Here is a 19,716-nt window from a genome sequence, read left to right on the forward strand (position 1 = left end):
TTTTACTGGTCTGTGTCAGATGACTTGAATATGCTTAAATGAGTTTATAGTCCATTTTAGGTGCGTGTATGGAACAGGAGAGTTTAGTACCGCAGTATCAGCAGCTCGCCAGGCAGTTGCTTCGTATTTCAGATTGCTTGTATGATATTTATCAGGATCAGTGGGACATTGTGGGGAATTTAAATGCCCAGAATATGTTCAAGCTGGTTCATGAACGATATCGGATCGTCTTGGCAAATGGCCTGTTTCATATCCAGCTGCATACGCCTCAGCACATTCAGCAGGGCACAGCGCAATTGCTGGCAGAACCACATTTTAGTGTGCAGCATCACAAGTCAGACACTCTGGAAGAGTTCTTTTTACAGGATATCCATTTCCTGACTGGTGATTTAAAACCCCAGCATTCCCTATTCTTGCGTGATAAAGCGCAACAGTTACGTAAGCTGCTGATCGAACAGGTCTATCAATGGGTCAATGGGCCTGCACGTGTGCTGAAATTCGTGCAGCAACTTTCCGTTGTGCAGGCAGAAATCATTGATCATCTGATGAGAAGAGCGGGTCTGTATACCACGCCAGTAATGAGTGACTATGTCTTATATGCAAAAGAACCACCTCAAAACATTTTGCAGCAAATGCAGAAGATTTTTTCCTTAGAATATTTAGCGCCCGCTGACTTTTTTTCGATTCAGGGACTTATGCACAGTCTGGATGAATTCTGTTTTAGCGCAGCACAATTTTTGCATCCGGCAATCTACCGTATTATGAGTTTATCCTTTGAGGAACGCTTTAATCTGCATGAGCTGAATGATCATGTAAACGACATTGAACTCCTGTTCAGGCACGCCTTAGAGCATAGCAATATGCTGGGTTTCGTGCGTTTGATGAATCGTGATACTTGGGGACGGGATGATCTGCTGAGCAAGAAGCATTTTCTGGAAAATAATCATCAGTTATGGCAGAAAAAAGTCGCGAAACTGCCGTTGTTTGACTGTAATCGGGCGATCAACTGGCTGTTCAAGCAGTCTGCTGAAGTGTTGGACTGGATTAGCACGAATATTCAGCACAGTAGTGTACGCGTTACAGTCACGGCGATCAGTTTCCTGAATACTCATCAGGTACATCCACAGGTGCTGCTGGCGACCTTGCAATATTTTCAATATGCTTCAGCGCGGTTATTTATTCATAGTGTGCATCAGTATGCCATACAGTATAAATGGTTCACGCATCCGGATAACAAATCCGTAGTATTAAAAGGAACACGTCAGGCGATTAATGACCACCGTATTGCTATCAGTCCGTCAATTCTGTATCTGGACGAGTGGATCGGCCTGATGCGCGAAGTAGTCAAGATGGATGATTGCACCACCAAGAAGGTATATATGGGTTTAAGCCGGGTCATGCAGGCCTATATGCAGCATTTACATAAAGCAACTTCTCATCTGCCTGAAGCGGTACAGCAATATATCCGGCCAGCTACTCAACAAAATCGCGATTTTTATACCGAGTTGCAGCGTTATCGGATTCAGTTGACTGAGTTTCGACAGCTGTTTTATCTGCAAGATGCCAATGTGCGCGAATCAATTTTTGACAGTTATGTACGTGACTATCTGGCAGAATATTTTGCTATACATAAAAATATTCCAAAAAGTCTGACCTGGAAGGGTTTGTTTATTCAGGCCATTGCCTGGCATGACCAGATTCAGAAGCAGGAAATTATTGCCCGACTGAAAAAGGACTTTGCACTTAAGGACTGGAAAAGTCTGACGAATGAAGCACATTTCTATTATTTTGACTGGAAATTTGAAGAGTTAAAAAATATAGACCAGATTATTGAGGAAGCTCGGATTTTTCAGAACTGTCTGGCCGCCAGTTATGCACAGCGGATCATAGAAGGGGAATATGTTGCTTTTCATGTCAGTCATGCAGAATTATCTACGCCACTGCTCTTGGGTTGTCATATACAGGATCAGGAAATTATTTTTGATCAGCTGGAATATCCCCACAACCAAAAAGCAGATCCGCAATATATCGATATGGCAATTCATTTCATCAGCTGGTTTAACAGACGACTGCATACGTCGTGTATAGATTCTGATTTGGACCTGAATACTTAACTTTTGCCGGAAAAGTCGTTAGGCTATAGCCGTTCTTTCACGGTATAGGTCATATGAAACAGGAAACTGCACTTAAGTTACTCAAAGCGGGCGAAAATGTATTTTTAACAGGCTCGGCTGGTGCAGGGAAAACCTATACCCTGAATCAATATATCAATTATTTGAAAGCACGTAAGGTATCTGTTGCGATTACAGCGTCTACAGGTATCGCGGCAACGCACATGAATGGCATGACCATTCATACCTGGGCCGGTATCGGGATTAAGGACTTCTTGTCAGAAGAAGACCTGAAGCGTATGAAAGAGCGCAAATATCTGAAAGAACATCTGGAAAATGCTCAGGTACTGATTATTGATGAGATTTCTATGCTGCATGCCAAGCAGCTAAATCTGGTTAATCAGGTATTAAAGTATTTCAAAGAATCTGATGAAGCTTTTGGTGGTATTCAGGTGATCGTTGCTGGCGATTTCTTTCAGTTGCCTCCAGTGGGCAAAAATGATGAACGCAACCGGGATAAATTCTGCTTTATGTCAGATGCCTGGGTTGAAGCCAAATTTCGCGTTTGTTATCTGACTGAGCAGCACCGTCAGGGCAATGACTATCTAAATGATATTCTAAATGCGATCCGTGCACAGGCGATTGGTACAGAACATCGAAATGCCTTGCAAGGAACACGTCATCAGGAGATTGGCGACACCTATACGCGTCTGTATACGCATAATATGGATGTGGACAGTATCAACTTCCGGCATTTAAATGAAATTGATAATGAGCCGCGCCAGTTTGATGCCCAGTGCGACGGCAATGACAAGCTGATCGAAACGCTGAAATCTTCAGTGCGTGCACCAGAAACCTTAACACTGAAAAAGCATGCTAAAGTCATGTTTGTTAAAAATAATTTTGACTTGGGTTATATCAATGGCAGTTTGGGTGAAGTTATCGGTTTTGAAGAAGATGATGAATTTGGGGTATTGCCTAAAGTCAAACTCACAGATGGGACGACGTTGCTGGTTGAGCCAGAAACCTGGTCAGTAGACAATGAAGCGGGTAAAACCATTGCCAGTTTCCAGCAAATTCCCTTACGTCTAGCATGGGCGATTACGATTCATAAATCACAGGGTATGACCTTGGAAGCTGCCGAAATTGACTTGAGCCATACTTTTGAAAAAGGACAGGGCTATGTGGCACTTTCGCGTTTAAAAACTTTAGATGGTCTACGTCTGAAAGGTTTTAACGAACAGGCATTGGAGCTGGATAGTCTGGCAATTAAGGCAGACCGCCGTTTTCAGGAGTTGTCGAGTGAAGCCGAAGAACACTTTGAAAATATTGATTTAACCAAACAACATAATGCCTTTATCCGTCACTGCGGTGGCACGCTGAATGAAACTGAAATTCAGCGTAATGAAAAAAAACTGGCGAAAAATGGCGGCAAGCAGAATTATGCTGCCGCAACGCTGGATGAAACGCGTGAACTGTTTGGAGAAGGTTATGATATTGCCGATATCGCCACTGAGCGTGGCTTAACACCGGCAACGATTATTAACCATTTAGGTCGACTGCATAAAGAGCAAGGTTTAGATATATCTGTAGCTCATCCGGGTGAGGAAGTGGTTGAACAAGTGCGTAAGATCTATAAACGTCTGACTAAGCGACAGAATACCGATCATTTCAATGATGATGGGTCTATTAAACTGCGTCCGATTGTCGAGTTAACCAGTCCACGTATGGGTTATGACCAGGTGCGTTTGGCGCTACTATTTGTGGAATAAGAAAAGCTATTTGATATAAAAAACTTCTATGAGCGGAATGGATTTCTAGCTTGTAGGGTAATTGTAGTAATTATTATCATTTGCTCATTCTTAGTTAATAAGTTCAAGATTTGGCATGTTGTAATTACCTTACTTTTGACAGGCCATGAGAAACATCGTTTCGCAAGATAAAAGCCATTTATTGATCTGACAGCATATCCTGAGCAAGCTTTAAGTACTGCTTTATAGCTTGCGCAAGGCAATCAATGTGCGACCTCAATGCCGCTAGTCATATAATTTGATCTCTAAATATTTTTAGAAATCCTGGAAGAATGGATGTTTAAGTTAGGGTTAACTAAATAGGAATTTTATTTCAAACTTATTGCGTACTAATCAATAATGATAAAATTCCTGCGGCAATTAACGGCCCGACCGGAACACCTCTTAAGAAAGCCACACCTGCAACTGTCCCAATCAGTAAACCTGCAACCACATTGGGTTGATTGGTCATCAGTTTGACTCCGCGGCCACCCAGCCACGCGACAAAAATACCTACTGCAATCGCCAGTAAAGATTTCCAGCTCAAAAAAGACTTCAAAATACTGTCACCTGAAATCTTGCCGCTGGCAATTGGTGCTAATACGCCAATGGTTAAAATAATCACGCCGATATTCAGGCCATGTGTCTGGACATAGGGCAGCATTTCATTCAGCGGTGTGATTTTTAATACGAGCAGCACACCTGCAGCAATCGTCACAGCGGTATTGTGGCTGAAGATACCACACGCCAGTAAAATCAAAAGTACCAGCAAATTCAGATCGAGTTGAGGCATAAGATAGGAGTTGAGAGAATAATCACGCTATTGTAGCCATTTTCAGCAACCGAAACTAACCTTATATAAAGCTGAATCCAGAGTGCACGGTTTCGGTATAGAATAGAGCTTGAATGAAATATCAGAGATTGAAGTTTATGCTTCTGGAAAAAATGTTGCAGTCACAAGGTTTTGGCTCGCGTAAGTATTGCCAGCAACTGATCAAGAATGGCGCTGTGAGCATCCAGGGTGAAATCATTGATAATCCAAAGCATAAACTTGATTTGGATCAGCTAGAGTTCAATGTGTATGACGAAATCTATCAATATCGGGAAAAAGTCTATATTGCCTTAAACAAGCCACAAGGTTATGAGTGTTCGCATCAGGCAACCCATCATTTTAGTGTCTTTGAGCTGTTTGATGACTTGCTCATGAATCGTGGAATTCAGTGTGTAGGTCGTTTAGACCAGGATACGACAGGCTTGCTGTTACTGACTGATGATGGTCAATTTTTGCAGGCATTAACTCATCCTAAAAAGCATGTTGCCAAGATTTACCAGATGGATACCGCAGACCCTGTTACGGATGAGCAGATCAAGCAGCTAGAACAAGGTGTTGAGTTACGCAATGAAAAAGGTATGTATGCTGCTACGGATGTCATTCGTCTGGAAGAAAAGCGTTTGCAAATGACAGTGCATCAAGGTGTTTATCATCAGGTGAAACGTATGCTGGCAGCTGTGGGGAATAAAGTTGAAAAACTACATCGGGCTCAAATAGGTCAATTGACTTTGAATGATTTGCCAGAAGGTGAGTGGATTTATTTAATTGAAGATCAAGTGATTCAAGCTAAATACCGTGCCGAATAAAGTTTAGGATTTACTTAAGAAAACAATGGAAAGTGACAAATTCATCATCTCGCATAAATCCCATTGATTCATATAGTTTATGCGATTGGTGGTTGTTTTTCTGGGTGTCCAGGCTAATGCGAAGTGCATTTTCATGTCGGGCAAATAAAATAGCGGTATCAATCAGTTGTCGTGCAGCGCCATGACGGCGATACACTGGAGTGATATACACATCATCCAGCACATAAAACTTTGAACAAGCTACTGAGGAAAATCTTAAATAAAGCAGGATAAATCCGGTAAAAATATCATCCTTGGTGTTGATAAAAATCACCGTCTGTTGGTCTTCAAATCGCTGTTTTAGAAAATGATATGAAAGTTCCTGATTTGAGGAAGCTCCATAAAACTGGCGATATTCATCAAATAAAACTGAAAGCTGTTGCAGGTCTTCTACCTGAGCACGTCGGACAAGCATTAATTACTCCATGTTTTATTATTATGTATTCATGGAGCATAACGAAGTTTGGGGAAGTGTAGCGTACGAAATTGTTTGAAAATGCGACAGTGTTAAATTTTGTCACTTTCGCCCAAAATGGCATTCAGTTCTTCAAATAAATCAAAATGATCATCATCAGCATGTAGATCCAATGCTGCCTGTTCTGTAGTGTCTGCAATCAGGCCGGCAGTTACAGGTTTAGATTCACTTTGCTTCAGTTTGCGCAGCTTGATTAATTGTTCAAGGTTAATATTCTGATTTTCAATAGAGAAGGGGATGGATTTAGTCAGCACTACCTGTTTGAAAAACAAGCGGACTGCTTGAGCTGGTGTGATTCCCAATTGCTTAAATACGGCAAAGGCTTGTTTCTTTTCTTGAGAATCCAGGCGTATTTGGTAGACTTCAGTTTTTCTCATAATATATTCAAGACTTTAAAATACTTAACTTTTCGCATTCATTTTAATCCATTACATTTGAAATACAATCCTTATACGAATCAATTCTGAAAATAAATCGTAATGACAGCTGCATTACAGTGTCAGCACTTGCTCGGAAGAAAACTGCATCAATTGCTGGGTAATAGGGTCAATAAACTGGATGTGTTTGGCCAATAACTGTAAGGGTGCAGAAAAATCATTATCTGCTTTATGTGCAACGCTAGGATAAAACGGATCATTCAGAATCGGTATGCCCAAAAAGTTTAAGTGCACACGTAATTGGTGCTGCTTGCCAGTATGTGGTTTCAGTTCGTATTTGGCTAAATGATCTTGCTGTTCTAATAAGGTGATTTCGGTTTCACTATTAGGCTCACCTTCTAAAACCTGCATAGTATAGAAAGGCTGACCTTTATCCATGCGTAAACGCACAATTTGCGGAAAGCGAAGTTCTTCACGATAACCTGCAATCGCATGATAGGTTTTCTGTACTTGGCGTGTAGCAAACAACTGCTGATAAAGTCCACGCGATGCTACATTTTTAGAGATAAGCACTACGCCAGCCGTCTCCCGATCCAGTCGGTGAATCGGAGTTAGGTGCTCAATCCCGGTCTGTTTCTTTAGACGAACCAGCAGGGTTTCCTGTACATATTGTCCGGTCGGGCTCATGGTTAGAAAATGTGGTTTATCAATCACCATAAAATGTTCATTTTCGAACAGGATTTGGTGTTCGAAAGGAACATGCACTTCGTGTGCCAGAAAGCGATAATAAAAACAGTGGCTATTCGCCTGAAAGAGGCTATTTAGATTTAAGCTATTTCCCTGTGCATCATAAACCAGACCCTCCTGAAAACGAGATTGCCATTCACTGGTCTGGATATGCGGAAACTGTGTACATAAATAGTCATAGACTGTTGCAGCAGTGGATGGTTGCAAGAAAACTTTGCTGGCACTGACGCCGTTGATCATCGGTGGGATAAATTCAGCAGAAGTATTCATATGGGGAAGTGGATCTCATTCAGGAAACAAATGCTATGAAAAAATACAGTTTCTCATGCGGCGGAATAGGCTTTTAAACTGCGGCGATGCTATCATATTTGTTCCTTTGAATCATGTCGTGAGTCATATGCCTTATTCATTTACTGTCACCTTAAATCATGAAGAAGATACCCAACAGCTGGCTAAGGTATTGGCCGCGAATTTTAGTACGGGAGTGATCTATCTGATCGGTGATCTGGGAGCAGGCAAGACGACATTGACGCGCTATTATTTACAACAGCTCGGTCATGAGGGTTCGGTCAAAAGTCCAACCTATACATTGGTAGAACCTTATAATATTCAAGGGAAGGATATTTTCCACTTTGACCTGTACCGTTTAAATGATCCCTATGAACTGGAACTGATGGGTATTCGGGATTATCTTGAAACCCCAAAGGCATTATTCTTGTTTGAATGGCCATCTAAAGGTGGTGATGAAATACCTGAAGCAGATCTGATCATTGAAATTCTTAAATCCGAAGATGAGTTGACTCGTACTGCAACGTTGACTTCATCAAACTCAGTATTACAGCAGGCTTTGGAGCAGCAATTCCCACATGTCGAATGATTTAAGCGTACGCCGTATCCGTTCACTTGATCCTGCACTGGCGAACCAGATTGCAGCGGGTGAAGTGATTGAACGACCTGCATCTGTAGTGAAAGAACTGCTCGAAAACTCGATTGATGCTGGTGCGACTGAACTGGTGATTCGTGTAGAACAGGGCGGTAGTACACTGATCGAAATTATTGACAATGGTCGAGGAATTCACCCGGAAGATTTAGCGCTGGCGGTCATGCGTCATGCCACCAGTAAAATTCAGACAGCAGAGGAATTGCATGCCATCACCAGTCTGGGTTTCCGTGGTGAGGCGCTGGCTTCGATTGCAGCCGTATCGCGTCTAACCTTGACCAGTAGCCAAAGCGAAGATGGCATTGGTTATCAGGTTGAAGTGAATGGTACTGCTTTTGACCATCAGGAAATTCAGGCAGTTGCCACTTCACGTGGTACCCATATCCGGGTGCAGGATCTGTTCTTTAATGTACCGGCACGTCGTAAATTTCTGAAAAAACCGGGCACTGAATTTGGTCATATTGAAGAGATTGTACGTCGTCTGGCACTGACTCATTTCGATATCCGTTTTGTGCTGGAACATAATGAAAGTATCAAGCTGAATCTGCCTGTGGCAGACAGTGGAGCATTACGTTTCCAGCGTGTGCAGCAGTTATTGGGGCGCCAATTTACTGAAAATGCTTACTGGATGGATGCAGATAGTATCAACATGCGTTTGTCTGGCTGGCTCGGTCATCCTTCGGATGCGCGTGCGCAAGCCGATATGCAATATGTCTATGTAAATGGTCGTATCGTAAGAGACAAGACCATTTCTCATGCATTGCGTATGGCGTATGACGGCATTCTGCATGGAAACCAGCATGCAGCTTATCTGCTGTTTCTGGAAGTAGATCCGGAAAATATTGATGTCAATGTACATCCAACTAAACATGAAATCCGTTTCCTGAATCAGCGTGAAGTACATGAGTTTGTACGTCATTATGCCAAAGAAACGCTAGCACAGTTCCAGACCGCAACAGCTAATCTGGCTGATGCAATGAAAACTGAGGAACCTGCGCCACTTACGCCTCAGCCGCGTTATCAGGAACAGTTTAGCCTGCATCAGGCTGCACCGCAGTCCCCTCCTGAACCTTATGCAGTTCAGCAGCATCTACATCCTCGTAATACGCATAAATATATAGAAGCTGAAGCTTCAGATGTGCTGACTGACTTTGAATCTTCGCGTCCACAAACTGTGCATTATGTGCAGGATTATACCAAGCCTTATAGTGGTTCACAGCAGCTTAACAATGCCTTACAAAGCTATTTGGCACCACTTAGAGCAAACTCTGAAACTGAGCAGCTGAGCCCTGAGCAGTCTTTTCACACACATGTGCAGGCCAAAGTAGATGAGCATCCTTTAGGCATTGCGATTGCACAGCTGCATGGGATTTATATCCTTGCACAAAACACAGAAGGTCTGATTATTGTAGATATGCATGCAGCACATGAGCGTATCGTGTTGCAGCAAATGAAGTCTGCCTGGGATAAACCGGAGTTCTGGACATCGCAGCAGCTTTTAATTCCTAAGGTGGTGTCTATCAGTCGTATGCAGGCCATGCGTGTAGAAGAGTTGAAGGAACAGCTGGCCCGATTTGGTCTGGAGATTGACCAGTATGGTGATGAACAGGTGATCGTGCGCGGAGTTCCTGCGATCCTGCATAAGGCAGATTTTGATGCCTTGATTCCTGAATTACTGGATGATCTGGACCCAACGGATCAGGCGCAAGGCCTGTTGCAAAAGCGTGACCAGATCCTGGCGGGCATGGCCTGTCATGGTGCGGTACGTGCAAACCGTATTTTAAGCCTGTCTGAAATGAATGCCTTATTGCGTCAGATGGAACAAACTGAATTTGCCAGCCAGTGTAATCATGGACGTCCAACATGGCGTGCTTTCCCACTGGCTCAACTAGATAAACTTTTTGCTCGAGGAGAGTAGTGGTACATGTCAAATCAATTGCCGGTCATCAACTTAATGGGACCAACTGCAAGTGGTAAAACCGCTTTGGCATGTGAACTCTATGAGCAAGGAAATTTTGAGCTGATTTCCGTCGATTCTGCACTGGTTTACCGGGAAATGGACATTGGTACAGCCAAGCCAACCAAAGCAGAATTAGAGCAATATCCACATCATCTGATTGATATTATTAGTCCTTTAGAGGTCTATTCAGCAGCCAATTTTGTCGAAGATGCCTGTCGCCTGATTGATGATATGCATGCACGTGGCAAAACCCCAATTTTGGTTGGTGGAACAATGCTTTATTTCAAAGCATTGCTAGAAGGATTATCTGATAATCTACCCAGTGCAGATTATAAGGTACGTGCGGAAATTGAAGCAAAAGCCGAACGGGAAGGGTGGGAAGCAGTTTATGCGGAATTATGTACGGTAGACCCAATTGCAGGGCAAAAATTTAAAGTAAGTGACAAACAGCGCATTATTCGTGCTTTAGAGGTTTATAAGCTGACTGGCCAAGCTATAACAAAACTACAAGCAGAACAACCAAAAAATCAACCATATCGTTACAGTTTTCATAATTACGCGCTGATCCCAGACCGAGTAGAATTACACAAGCGTATTGAAAAACGATTAGAAATTATGTGGGAAATCGGTTTTTTAAATGAAGTGGAAAACTTGATGAAAAAATACGATTTTGATGAAAATCTTCCATCCATGCGTTCCGTTGGTTACCGTCAGGCGATCGAATTTATAAAAAACAGTGAGCGAAGTATTGAAAAACAGCGAGAAATGGAAGACAAGGCATTGTTTGCAACACGACAACTGGCTAAACGTCAATACACATGGTTAAGATCTTTGCAAGATAAGCATAAATTTACTACATATTTTACCGCACAGCAGGCTCAAGAAGACTTGCGAAACTGTTACGGATAAAGCAAAATTTACAGACTATCTTTTTTATAATTTTTAATTGAAAAATAAAGATAGTTTTTTGCGCTGATTTTAAAATTTTTTGGAGTTATAACATGTCTAAAGGTCAAACTTTACAAGATCCGTTCTTGAATTCCCTACGTAAAGAACGTATTCCTGTTTCTATCTTCCTGGTTAACGGTATCAAACTACAAGGTCATATCGAATCATTTGACCAATACGTTGTATTATTAAAAAATACTGTAAGCCAAATGGTTTACAAACACGCGATTTCTACCGTAGTTCCTGCACGTAACCCACGTCCTGCTGGTGCTCCTGCTGGTCCTCAAGGTGCTGGCTTCGGCGGTCAAGGTGGCTTCGGTGGTGGCCAACCTGGTGGCTTTGGCGGTCAAGGTGGCTTCGGTGGCGGTCAACCTGGCGGCTTCGGCGGTCAAGGTGGCTTCGGTGGCGGTCAACCTGGCGGCTTCGGTGGTCAAGGTGGCTTCGGTGGCGGTCAACCTGGCGGCTTTGGTGGTCAAGGCGGCTTCGGTGGTCAAGGCGGCTTTGGTGGTCAAGGTGCTGGCTTTAGTGACGATGCAAAATTCGAAGATTCTCAAGATGACGAAAACAACCGTTAATCTGATTTAAGAATCTAAAAAACCTCTCAGAAATGAGAGGTTTTTTTATGGTAATAGTCTTATATAGATAATAAAAAACCGGCCAAAAGCCGGTTTTTTTAAAGATGCTGAATATTAATTCTTTTTACGGTCCAGTTGTGGATCTTTAATCTCAACAAAGGCATTACTGCGGGTCTCACGTAACCAGCTATCCAGTTCTGTATCAAACTGACGTTCGCCTAAAAGCTGACGTGCCATACGTTCCTGGTATTCTGAAGTCATATCCTGTTGGCGCGTATCTGTCACCTGTAGAATATGCCAGCCAAACTGAGACTGGAACGGTTCACTGATTTGGCCCACAGGTGTTTTTTTCATACGTTCTTCAAATTCTGGGACCATCACACCTGGATTCACCCAGCCTAGACTACCACTGTCACGTGCTGAACCAGGATCATTGGAGAAGGTAGCCGCCAGTACGGCAAAGTCTTCACCATTTTTTAGGCGGGTATACAGACTGTCAATCATCTGTTTGGCATTTTCAGGACTCACTACTTCCGAAGGCTGAATCAGAATATGACGCGTCTGATATTGTTGTACGAGTGCACGCTTTTCACCCGCTTTACGATCAATCAGCTTAAGAATGTGAGCACCATCGCGGGCTTCAATCAGTTCAGAGGTTTGACCAGGCTGAAGGCTGGTTACACGTGATGCAAGCTCATCTGGAATATCTGAAATATTACGGAAGCCCATGTCAGCAGCTTCAACTTTGACACCATTTTTGGAGTATTTCTTCTCAATTGCTTTCAGGTCGGTAGAGCTTTCTAACTCTTTCTTTACCTCTGCTGCAACTTGAGCTGTATTGTCACCAGAAACACGGACATGTTGTACATGAACCTGACTACCGAGTAATGCCTGACCTTGCGGGGTTTTCAGGAAGTTTTCCACATCCTGATCGCTGATTTTGATACGGGAAGTCACAATCTGTTGACGTAAACGGTTAATCGCAAGGTCTTCTGCGATACGGTTACGTAGAGCAGCATAAGTATTTGGTGCAATTGAATCCAGCTTTTGCTGGAAAGCTTCCAGGCTGGAAGAACCAGAGTCGCGTGCAACTTTTAATACTGCATCATTAAGCGCTTTTTCATCAGGACGAACATTATAACGCTTTACCTGTTCAAGTTGAGCCTGACGTAAAATCAGTTGCTCTAAGGCTTGTTGTTGCAGGATTTGTTGTGACGGTGCAGGCTTCTTTTGCTTTTCGAGTTGATGAGAAATCTCTGCAATGCTTTGATCCAGGTCACTACGAAGAATCACGCTATTGTCGACAACAGCTACAACTTCATCCTTGGTCTGTGCAACAGCAAAAGTAGGTATTGCTGCAGAAAGACATAGCGCAAGTGTGGTTGCTTTAAAAAAATGTTTTAACTGTTTTGTCTTCATTAACGTTCTGTCCAAGTCTGATTGATATTATTAAAGCCCAGAATACGGTTTTCCAGTAGTGATGCCAATTTATTGTTGAATCCACCCAGGCCTCTCAGGCTGAGTTCTGCCATGATCATGCGTTTTGGTTTAACACCAGCTTCATTGATGTCATCCAGATCATTGTAATATGAGCGGCCATAGACGGAAACACCCCAACAGCATGACTCATAGTTCACGCCAAGTAAATATTCACGTGCAACGTTGTTTTCCAGATCGTATTGAGCATGACCAATCAGACGCCAGTTATTGAAAACAGGCTGAATGAATGAACCAACCACTTGATCATAGCTTTTTTGACGGTCAGTAATTTCATTGCGATAGAAATAGCCTACATTGTAGAGATTACCTTGTTCACCAGTGTAATAGGCTTGCACATCGCGCTGTGCATTCTGACCATTCGACATCCATGCTGAGTTAAAGTTGACATGGAAATTATTGGAAAGCTGGCTGGATAGTTGAATTACAGGACCAGTATGCGTTTCACGGTCATATTCATCAATATCCCGTTCTAAAGTCACGCGACGGTCTTCGAAGAAGAAACTTTGGCCTATACTGGCACGCAGGCGTTCTAAACCAACATCATTGAACAGGCTGTAGCTTAAGCCTACGGATGCAAAGTTATTGTCTTCTAAACGGTCATGACCATAGAAACGACGTGGGCTGAATAGCTGATCATAGCTGATCGAAGCATTCACTGAGTCAAAATTTGGCTGACCTTCTTGATTCTCGTAAGGTGCGTAAGCATAAAACAGACGAGGTGTTAGTGTCTGTAAATAGCGTCCTTCTTTTTCAAAAATCAAACCAGCATCGAGAGTGAATTCTGGCACTACAATAGATTTATCTTCACTTGAAGAATTAGTTTGGTTCTGGTCTAAAAGATCAATCGTGTCCTTGTCATAGAAGGTATTAATATTGCGCAAGGACAATTGAGGAAGCAGGAATAAGCCAGGCGTTCGATGATTATAGCGAACTGCCAGATCGTTATAGATACGTGTACCACTCGGTTCGTAACTGCCTGTAGCTGGATTTATATTATTAACATCTTTTTTGAAATAGGCAGTATCGTGATTGGCTTCGAATTGCCAGCCGAGTGGGTTGCCCGTTTTATAGTTAACCAGGAATTGTGGCAAACGCGCATAAGGACGGTCTTCATCTGCAACTTCTGGGTCTAGGGTCTGGAAATCTTCTACTTTTAACTGTGCTTTTAAGCCAGGAATACCATTTTTATAGTTAATTTCCCAAGCACGACGTAAATTCAGATCAGTTTTAGAATTTGGGTTGTTATTTAGATCTGAGAAGAAATCTTTATCTGAAGCATAGTTATATTCAAGATTGGTTGAGAACTGCTCGTTAATTTGCCAGTCATGACGGAAATGCAGGTCTTTACGGTCTTGATCGTCATAGCTACGATCTGAAGGTAAAATGCCCCCCCAGATTTGACCATAGCCAAAGTTCTCGGTTAAGTAACGGAACTGACCATCCAGCATTGCACCACGGTCAGCGATATAACGTGGTGTAATGGTAGCATCATAATTTGGTGCCAGATTTAGATATACTGGAACGCCTAGTTCTAAGCCACCATCATTGGTAAAACCAAAACTAGGGGTCAGAATTCCGGTGGTGCGACGATCATCAATCGGGAAGTTAAAATAAGGTACTGCAAGAACAGGCACATCTTTAACGTATATTTTGGTATTACGAGTTTCACCACGACCTGTTTCCTGATTCAGCTTGATGCGATCCGCCTGAATTTTCCAGGTTGGCTTCTGTTCAGGTGGGCAAGTGGTATAGGTTGCATTTTCTAGCTCAACTGTTTCAGTGGAAGTTCTGGCGATTTTTTCTGCACGCCCATGCGCATGTTGTTCTTCTGCAATATAAAAGCTGTTATTTAAGTCGCCTTGTTGGGTTTTTAGGTTGTAATTAATATCATCACTTTGTGAGAGCAGACCTGCTTGTGCCAGCTGTACTCGACCTTGAGCTTTGGCGTAGGTCTGGGTCTGGTCAATAGTCACTTGATCTGCACGAATCTGACGACCTTGCTGATCAATGATGACATTGCCTTCTAAGTAGGAATCGCCATTCGGATTATAGTGGCCATAGTCAGCAGTAACAGTAGAGGTTGCTTGATCTGGAGCAACTGCTTCAACTTCAGGTGAAACCGGAGTAATCCAGGTGCCTTGACAATAGGCAGAACTTAAATACTGTCCCTGTCGTTGTTGTGCTTCAGGCGTGGATTTGTCAACATAATATTGAGAGAAAAATGCTTCACCAGGATAGGTTTCCTGTAAGCTTTGTTTAAGCTGCTGATTGTTGCTGTTGGATGAGTCATTTTCTGCAGCATAGCTTGAAATTGAGCTACCACATAACAAAGTTAAGATCGCAGTCGCTAAAGGATTATATTTAAACTGATGCTTCATTTGTCTCATTAACCAATCATGCTTTTATCGCAATTAATTATTGTCGCATCATAGAGAAAAAGTTGATAAGTAGCTACACTTAGCACTTTAAAAACTCAGCCTGTACTAGAATTTATTGCAAATGAATACTCAACGCGAACAATTGATACAATCTTGGATTGCTTCTGTACTCGGTTCAGATCAATTTGAAACTCATTTTTTAGCAGGCGATGCCAGTTTTCGTCGTTATGCACGAATCAAACTGAATAATAAAACATTTATGCTAATGGATGCACCACCAGAAAAAGAAGATTGTGTGCCTTTTGTGACGATAGATGAATTTTTTGATGCGAATGGTGTTCGCGTGCCGCACATTGTGGCGAAGGATCTGGAAAATGGTCTATTACTGCTCGAAGATTTCGGCAATGTAATGCTGTCTGATCTGCTCAATAACGACACTGTCGATGCTTATTATGAGCAGAGTTTTAAACAGTTAGTTCAGTTACAGTCTATTCAAGGCCAAGGTCATTTCCCTGAGTATTCTTATGAGAAACTGATCTCGGAAATGGAATTGCTGACTGACTGGATGTTGCCCGCTTTAAAAGTCATTCCGACCGCAGCGGAAAGTGCGCTGATTAAGCGTACCTTTGCCATTCTGGCGAATGCAGCATTAGCCCAACCTCAAGTGATTGTGCACCGTGATTTCCATAGCCGTAACCTGATGCAGATAGCGGGTGAAACAGATCTGGGCGTGATCGATTTTCAGGATGCCGTGATTGGTGCGGATACCTATGATCTAATCTCGATTACCCGCGATGCCTATGTGCAGTGGAATGCTGACCGTGTCTATCGCTGGTTTGAAACTTTCTACAATTTATTGCCGGCTTCTGCCAAAGAGGGTCGTGATTTTGGACAGTTCAAGAAAGATGCCGATATGATGGCCATTCAACGCCATATCAAGATCCTGGGTATTTTTGTGCGCCTGTTTGAGCGTGATGGTAAATCGGGATATTTGAAAGATTTGCCGCGTGTGATGTGGTATCTGCTGGAAGAAAGTAAACCTTATGCAGAATTGCAGCCGTTTATGCAATTTATCAATGAGCGCGTATTGCCAGCCTTTGAAGAAAAATATGGTTCATATGAGGTGGCTGCATAAATGAAAGCGATGATTCTGGCTGCAGGCCTAGGTAATCGCATGCGCCCTTTAACGCTGCATACACCAAAGCCACTCTTGGAAGTAGGTGACAAGCCTCTGATCGTCTGGCATATCGAAAAGCTGGCGGCGATCGGTGTCAATGAAATTGTCATCAATACTGCATGGCTCGGTGAAAAACTTGTGGAAGCTTTGGGTGATGGTTCGCAGTTTGGTGTCAAGATTTTATGGTCACATGAAGGTGAGGGACTGGAAACTGCTGGTGGTATTATCAACGCTTTGCCTTTATTGGGGGATCAGCCTTTTATTCTGGTGAATGGTGATGTCTGGACCACCATGGATTTTGCGCCATTATTGACAGTGGAGCTGGGTGAAAACCTGGCACATCTGGTGTTGGTGCAAAATCCACCTCAGCACCCACAAGGTGATTTTAGCTTGGCTGAAGGTAAAGCTTATACCTTTGATCAGAATGTTCAGGGTGAAAATCTGACCTTTAGTGGTGTCTCTTTGATTGATCCAAAAATGTTTGTAGGTCTGGAAGCAGGTAAGTGTCCACTGGCGCCATTACTCAAAGAGGCGATGCTGGCAAATCAAGTCGCTGCCTCAAAGCTGATGGGTAATTGGGTTGATGTAGGGACGCCAGAGCGTTTGGCTGCACTGGATGCTGAAATTCGTGAAGGGAAATATGCTTAAGTGAATATTCACTAAGCACTCCCTACTGTGCCAATATAGAGAAAGCGGTATACTTTCTTCTAATTTTTTCGAGCGTTAATTGTTTATGCATACGTTTTTTCAGGAATTAAAGCAGGGTAGCCAGGCTTTAGGTTTAGCATTGAGTGATGAAACTTTAAATTTATTACTCAAGTACCAAGACGCTTTGGTACTGTGGAATAAGGCATACAATCTGACTGCCATTCGTGATCCGAAAGAAATGCTGGTCAAGCATCTGCTAGACAGCTTAAGTATTTTAAAGGATTTGCCATCAGGCCGTTTGCTCGATATTGGTACCGGCGGCGGGATGCCGGGCATGATCATTGCATTATGTCAGCCGGAACGTAACTGCGTACTATTAGATTCAAATGGCAAGAAAATCCGTTTCCTGAAGCAGTTTATTGCTGACTTGAAGCTAAAAAATGTGATTGCGGTGCAAACACGCGTTGAAAATGAAGACAGTATTAATGAACTCGGTCAGTTTGATGTGATTACCAGTCGTGCCTTTGCATCATTGACCGATTTTGTAGATGCATCAAAACCTTATATGCATGAGCAAAGTATTATTGCATCGATGAAAGGTTTAATTCCTGAAGATGAAGTTAGTGCTTTAAAAGATGAATTTAGTTGTGAGATTATTGAACTTAAAGTTCCGCGCTTAGACGAACAACGTCATTTACTTTTATTAAAACGTATTTAAGATTTTCAAAGGAATTGGGGTCAACATGGCACAAATTATTGCGATTGCAAACCAGAAGGGTGGCGTTGGCAAAACCACAACCGCAGTAAATTTGGCGGCATCTCTCGCAGTATTAAAAAAACGTGTGCTGCTTGTGGATATGGATTCACAAGGTAATGCTACGATGGGCTCGGGCATTCAGAAAAATGATTTACTTTATTCAGTAACGGATGTGTTGCTTGGTGAAGTGCCGATTGAAACGGCAATTACTAAGGCGGAAGTTGGATATAAAGTATTAGGCGCTAACCGTGATCTGGCTGGTGTAGAGCTGGCAATTGCCGAACAGGAAGGCCGTGAATTTATTCTGCGTGATGCCCTGCAGGAAATTGAAAAATCATTTGATTATATTATTGTAGATTGTGCACCAAGTTTAAGCTTGATTACCGTAAATGCCTTGGCTGCCGTCGATGGCGTGATTATTCCAATGCAATGTGAGTATTATGCATTAGAAGGATTGGCTGATTTGACTCAGACCATTGACCGGATTCAGCAGGCTTTAAATCCTGATCTACAAATCGTGGGTGTATTACGTACCATGTATGATGCGCGTAATGCACTGACACGTGATGTCTCTGAAGAATTACAACAATATTTTGGCAAGAAACTTTACGACACCGTAATTCCACGTAATATCCGTCTGGCTGAAGCACCAGCACATGGTTTGCCAGTGATTTATTTTGAAAAAAGTTCCAAGGGTGCAGTTGCTTACCTCAATCTGGCGGCTGAAATGTTAAAGAAAAGCAAAGTGAAAAAAGGAAGTAAAGCATGACCGTGAAGAAACGTGGACTCGCCAAAGGTCGTGGTTTGGATGCATTACTGGGGTCAATTCAAAAAGAAAAATTACAACTTGAAGCACAAGGTCTGGATCATGGCCAGCTGAAACAGATTGATGTGAATCTGCTGAAACGTGGTGAATATCAGCCACGTCGCTATATCAATGAACAGGATTTGCAGGAACTGGCTGCTTCAATTGAGAAGCATGGCATCATGCAGCCGATCGTCATCCGCCCGGTAGATGATGAACGCCATCCTTATGAAATTATTGCGGGTGAGCGTCGCTGGCGTGCAGCACAATTGGCAGGCCTCACTGAAGTTCCTGCGATTGTGCGTGATCTGAATGATCAGGTGGCAATTGCGCTGGCTTTGATTGAAAATATCCAGCGTCAGGATCTGAATCCAATTGATCAGGCGATGGCGCTGCAACGTTTCCATGAAGAATTTGGTCTGAGCCATCAGGAGATTGCCGATACAGTAGGCAAGGCGCGTACGACAGTCAGTAATTTACTGCGTTTACTGACCTTGGCTGAAGAGGTTAAAGACTTTATGCAGCAAGGGCTGCTTGATATGGGACATGCCCGTGCGATCCTGACTTTGAAAGCCAAAGACCAGCTGCAAGTGGCTGAAATGGTAATTGAGAAGAGCCTGTCCGTACGCCAGACTGAGCAATTAGTGCGTGATTTTAATACTCCAAAACAAGATAAACCAAAGCCAGTCGTAGCGCCGGATATTCAACAACTGACACAACGTCTGTCAGAACGTTTTAGTGCAGAAGTAAAAATTGATTATAACAAGCAGGGCAAAGGCAAACTGGTCATTAGCTATCATTCACTGGAAGAGCTAGACGGTATTCTTTCGATCCTGGATGACGAATAAAAC

18 protein-coding genes are annotated in these 19,716 nt (G+C 42.8%); 12 read left to right on the plus strand and 6 right to left on the minus strand.

The window, feature by feature from the left end; genetic code table 11:
- The first annotated feature begins 68 nt into the window (after window positions 1-68).
- Together FSC11_RS05815 and FSC11_RS05820 are read left to right on the plus strand one after the other, a co-directional pair.
- Window positions 69-2,114 (plus strand): hypothetical protein, encoded by a 2,046-nt coding sequence (locus FSC11_RS05815; protein ID WP_163165694.1) that lies wholly within the window; start codon window positions 69-71, stop codon window positions 2,112-2,114.
- A gap of 53 nt (window positions 2,115-2,167) precedes the next feature.
- On the plus strand, window positions 2,168-3,883 hold the full coding sequence (locus tag FSC11_RS05820; RefSeq protein WP_163165696.1) for an AAA family ATPase: 1,716 nt from the start codon (window positions 2,168-2,170) through the stop codon (window positions 3,881-3,883).
- Window positions 3,884-4,241: 358 nt separating this feature from the next.
- On the opposite strand, the gene FSC11_RS05825 is transcribed toward FSC11_RS05820, so the two are convergent.
- Window positions 4,242-4,694, minus strand: coding sequence for a DUF441 domain-containing protein (locus FSC11_RS05825; RefSeq protein WP_163165699.1), 453 nt, complete (start codon window positions 4,692-4,694; stop codon window positions 4,242-4,244).
- Between the two features lie 137 nt (window positions 4,695-4,831).
- On the opposite strand from FSC11_RS05825, the gene FSC11_RS05830 reads away from it, so the two are divergent.
- Window positions 4,832-5,539 carry a pseudouridine synthase gene (locus tag FSC11_RS05830; RefSeq protein ID WP_163167728.1) on the plus strand — a complete coding sequence of 236 codons (708 nt, stop codon included), beginning with the start codon at window positions 4,832-4,834 and terminating at the stop codon, window positions 5,537-5,539.
- Window positions 5,540-5,549: 10 nt separating this feature from the next.
- Here the strand turns inward: FSC11_RS05830 and FSC11_RS05835 are convergent, their stop codons facing one another.
- The 3 genes from FSC11_RS05835 to FSC11_RS05845 all read right to left on the minus strand — a co-directional run bounded on the left by FSC11_RS05835 (window position 5,550) and on the right by FSC11_RS05845 (window position 7,447).
- Window positions 5,550-5,993 carry a GNAT family N-acetyltransferase gene (locus FSC11_RS05835; RefSeq protein WP_163165701.1) on the minus strand — a complete coding sequence of 148 codons (444 nt, stop codon included), beginning with the start codon at window positions 5,991-5,993 and terminating at the stop codon, window positions 5,550-5,552.
- A 92-nt stretch (window positions 5,994-6,085) separates the two neighbouring features.
- Entirely contained in the window at window positions 6,086-6,430 is a 345-nt protein-coding gene (locus FSC11_RS05840; protein ID WP_048881322.1) for a type II toxin-antitoxin system RelB/DinJ family antitoxin, read from the minus strand.
- Window positions 6,431-6,544: 114 nt separating this feature from the next.
- On the minus strand, window positions 6,545-7,447 hold the full coding sequence (locus FSC11_RS05845) for a pseudouridine synthase (protein ID WP_163165703.1): 903 nt from the start codon (window positions 7,445-7,447) through the stop codon (window positions 6,545-6,547).
- Between the two features lie 127 nt (window positions 7,448-7,574).
- Between FSC11_RS05845 and tsaE the strand changes: the two genes are divergently transcribed.
- The 4 genes from tsaE (at window position 7,575) to hfq (ending at window position 11,600) form a co-directional block, all read left to right on the plus strand.
- Window positions 7,575-8,054, plus strand: a complete 480-nt coding sequence (gene tsaE / locus FSC11_RS05850) for a tRNA (adenosine(37)-N6)-threonylcarbamoyltransferase complex ATPase subunit type 1 TsaE (protein ID WP_163167730.1) — start codon at window positions 7,575-7,577, stop codon at window positions 8,052-8,054.
- Complete coding sequence (gene mutL / locus FSC11_RS05855; RefSeq protein ID WP_163165705.1) at window positions 8,044-10,035, plus strand: DNA mismatch repair endonuclease MutL; 1,992 nt, start codon at window positions 8,044-8,046, stop codon at window positions 10,033-10,035. The genes tsaE and mutL overlap by 11 nt, the downstream gene beginning before the upstream one ends.
- 6 nt (window positions 10,036-10,041) lie before the next feature.
- Window positions 10,042-10,986, plus strand: a complete 945-nt coding sequence (gene miaA / locus FSC11_RS05860) for a tRNA (adenosine(37)-N6)-dimethylallyltransferase MiaA (RefSeq protein ID WP_005222552.1) — start codon at window positions 10,042-10,044, stop codon at window positions 10,984-10,986.
- A gap of 92 nt (window positions 10,987-11,078) precedes the next feature.
- Window positions 11,079-11,600, plus strand: coding sequence for an RNA chaperone Hfq (gene hfq / locus FSC11_RS05865; RefSeq protein WP_004892762.1), 522 nt, complete (start codon window positions 11,079-11,081; stop codon window positions 11,598-11,600).
- A gap of 114 nt (window positions 11,601-11,714) precedes the next feature.
- Here hfq and FSC11_RS05870 read toward each other — a convergent pair whose 3' ends face one another.
- Complete coding sequence (locus tag FSC11_RS05870; protein WP_004892764.1) at window positions 11,715-13,019, minus strand: peptidylprolyl isomerase; 1,305 nt, start codon at window positions 13,017-13,019, stop codon at window positions 11,715-11,717.
- Window positions 13,019-15,478: an LPS-assembly protein LptD gene (locus FSC11_RS05875; RefSeq protein WP_163165707.1), complete on the minus strand. Its 2,460-nt coding sequence runs from the start codon at window positions 15,476-15,478 to the stop codon at window positions 13,019-13,021. Before FSC11_RS05875 ends, FSC11_RS05870 begins: the two co-directional genes overlap by 1 nt.
- A 121-nt stretch (window positions 15,479-15,599) precedes the next feature.
- Here FSC11_RS05875 and FSC11_RS05880 point away from each other — a divergent pair, with 121 nt between their 5' ends.
- The 5 genes from FSC11_RS05880 (at window position 15,600) to FSC11_RS05900 (ending at window position 19,713) form a co-directional block, all read left to right on the plus strand.
- A complete protein-coding gene (locus FSC11_RS05880; protein ID WP_163165709.1) occupies window positions 15,600-16,613 on the plus strand; it encodes an aminoglycoside phosphotransferase family protein in 1,014 nt (337 codons plus the stop codon).
- Window positions 16,614-17,303: an N-acetylmuramate alpha-1-phosphate uridylyltransferase MurU gene (gene murU, locus FSC11_RS05885; RefSeq protein ID WP_163165711.1), complete on the plus strand. Its 690-nt coding sequence runs from the start codon at window positions 16,614-16,616 to the stop codon at window positions 17,301-17,303. It abuts the gene before it with no gap.
- 85 nt (window positions 17,304-17,388) lie between these two features.
- Window positions 17,389-18,021, plus strand: coding sequence for a 16S rRNA (guanine(527)-N(7))-methyltransferase RsmG (gene rsmG / locus FSC11_RS05890; protein WP_005222543.1), 633 nt, complete (start codon window positions 17,389-17,391; stop codon window positions 18,019-18,021).
- Between the two features lie 25 nt (window positions 18,022-18,046).
- Complete coding sequence (locus FSC11_RS05895) at window positions 18,047-18,829, plus strand: ParA family protein (RefSeq protein WP_004815561.1); 783 nt, start codon at window positions 18,047-18,049, stop codon at window positions 18,827-18,829.
- Window positions 18,826-19,713, plus strand: coding sequence for a ParB/RepB/Spo0J family partition protein (locus FSC11_RS05900; protein ID WP_163165713.1), 888 nt, complete (start codon window positions 18,826-18,828; stop codon window positions 19,711-19,713). Before FSC11_RS05895 ends, FSC11_RS05900 begins: the two co-directional genes overlap by 4 nt.
- The last annotated feature ends 3 nt before the right edge of the window (window positions 19,714-19,716 follow it).

Source organism: Acinetobacter schindleri, assembly GCF_010918895.1.
GTDB lineage: Bacteria > Pseudomonadota > Gammaproteobacteria > Pseudomonadales > Moraxellaceae > Acinetobacter > Acinetobacter schindleri.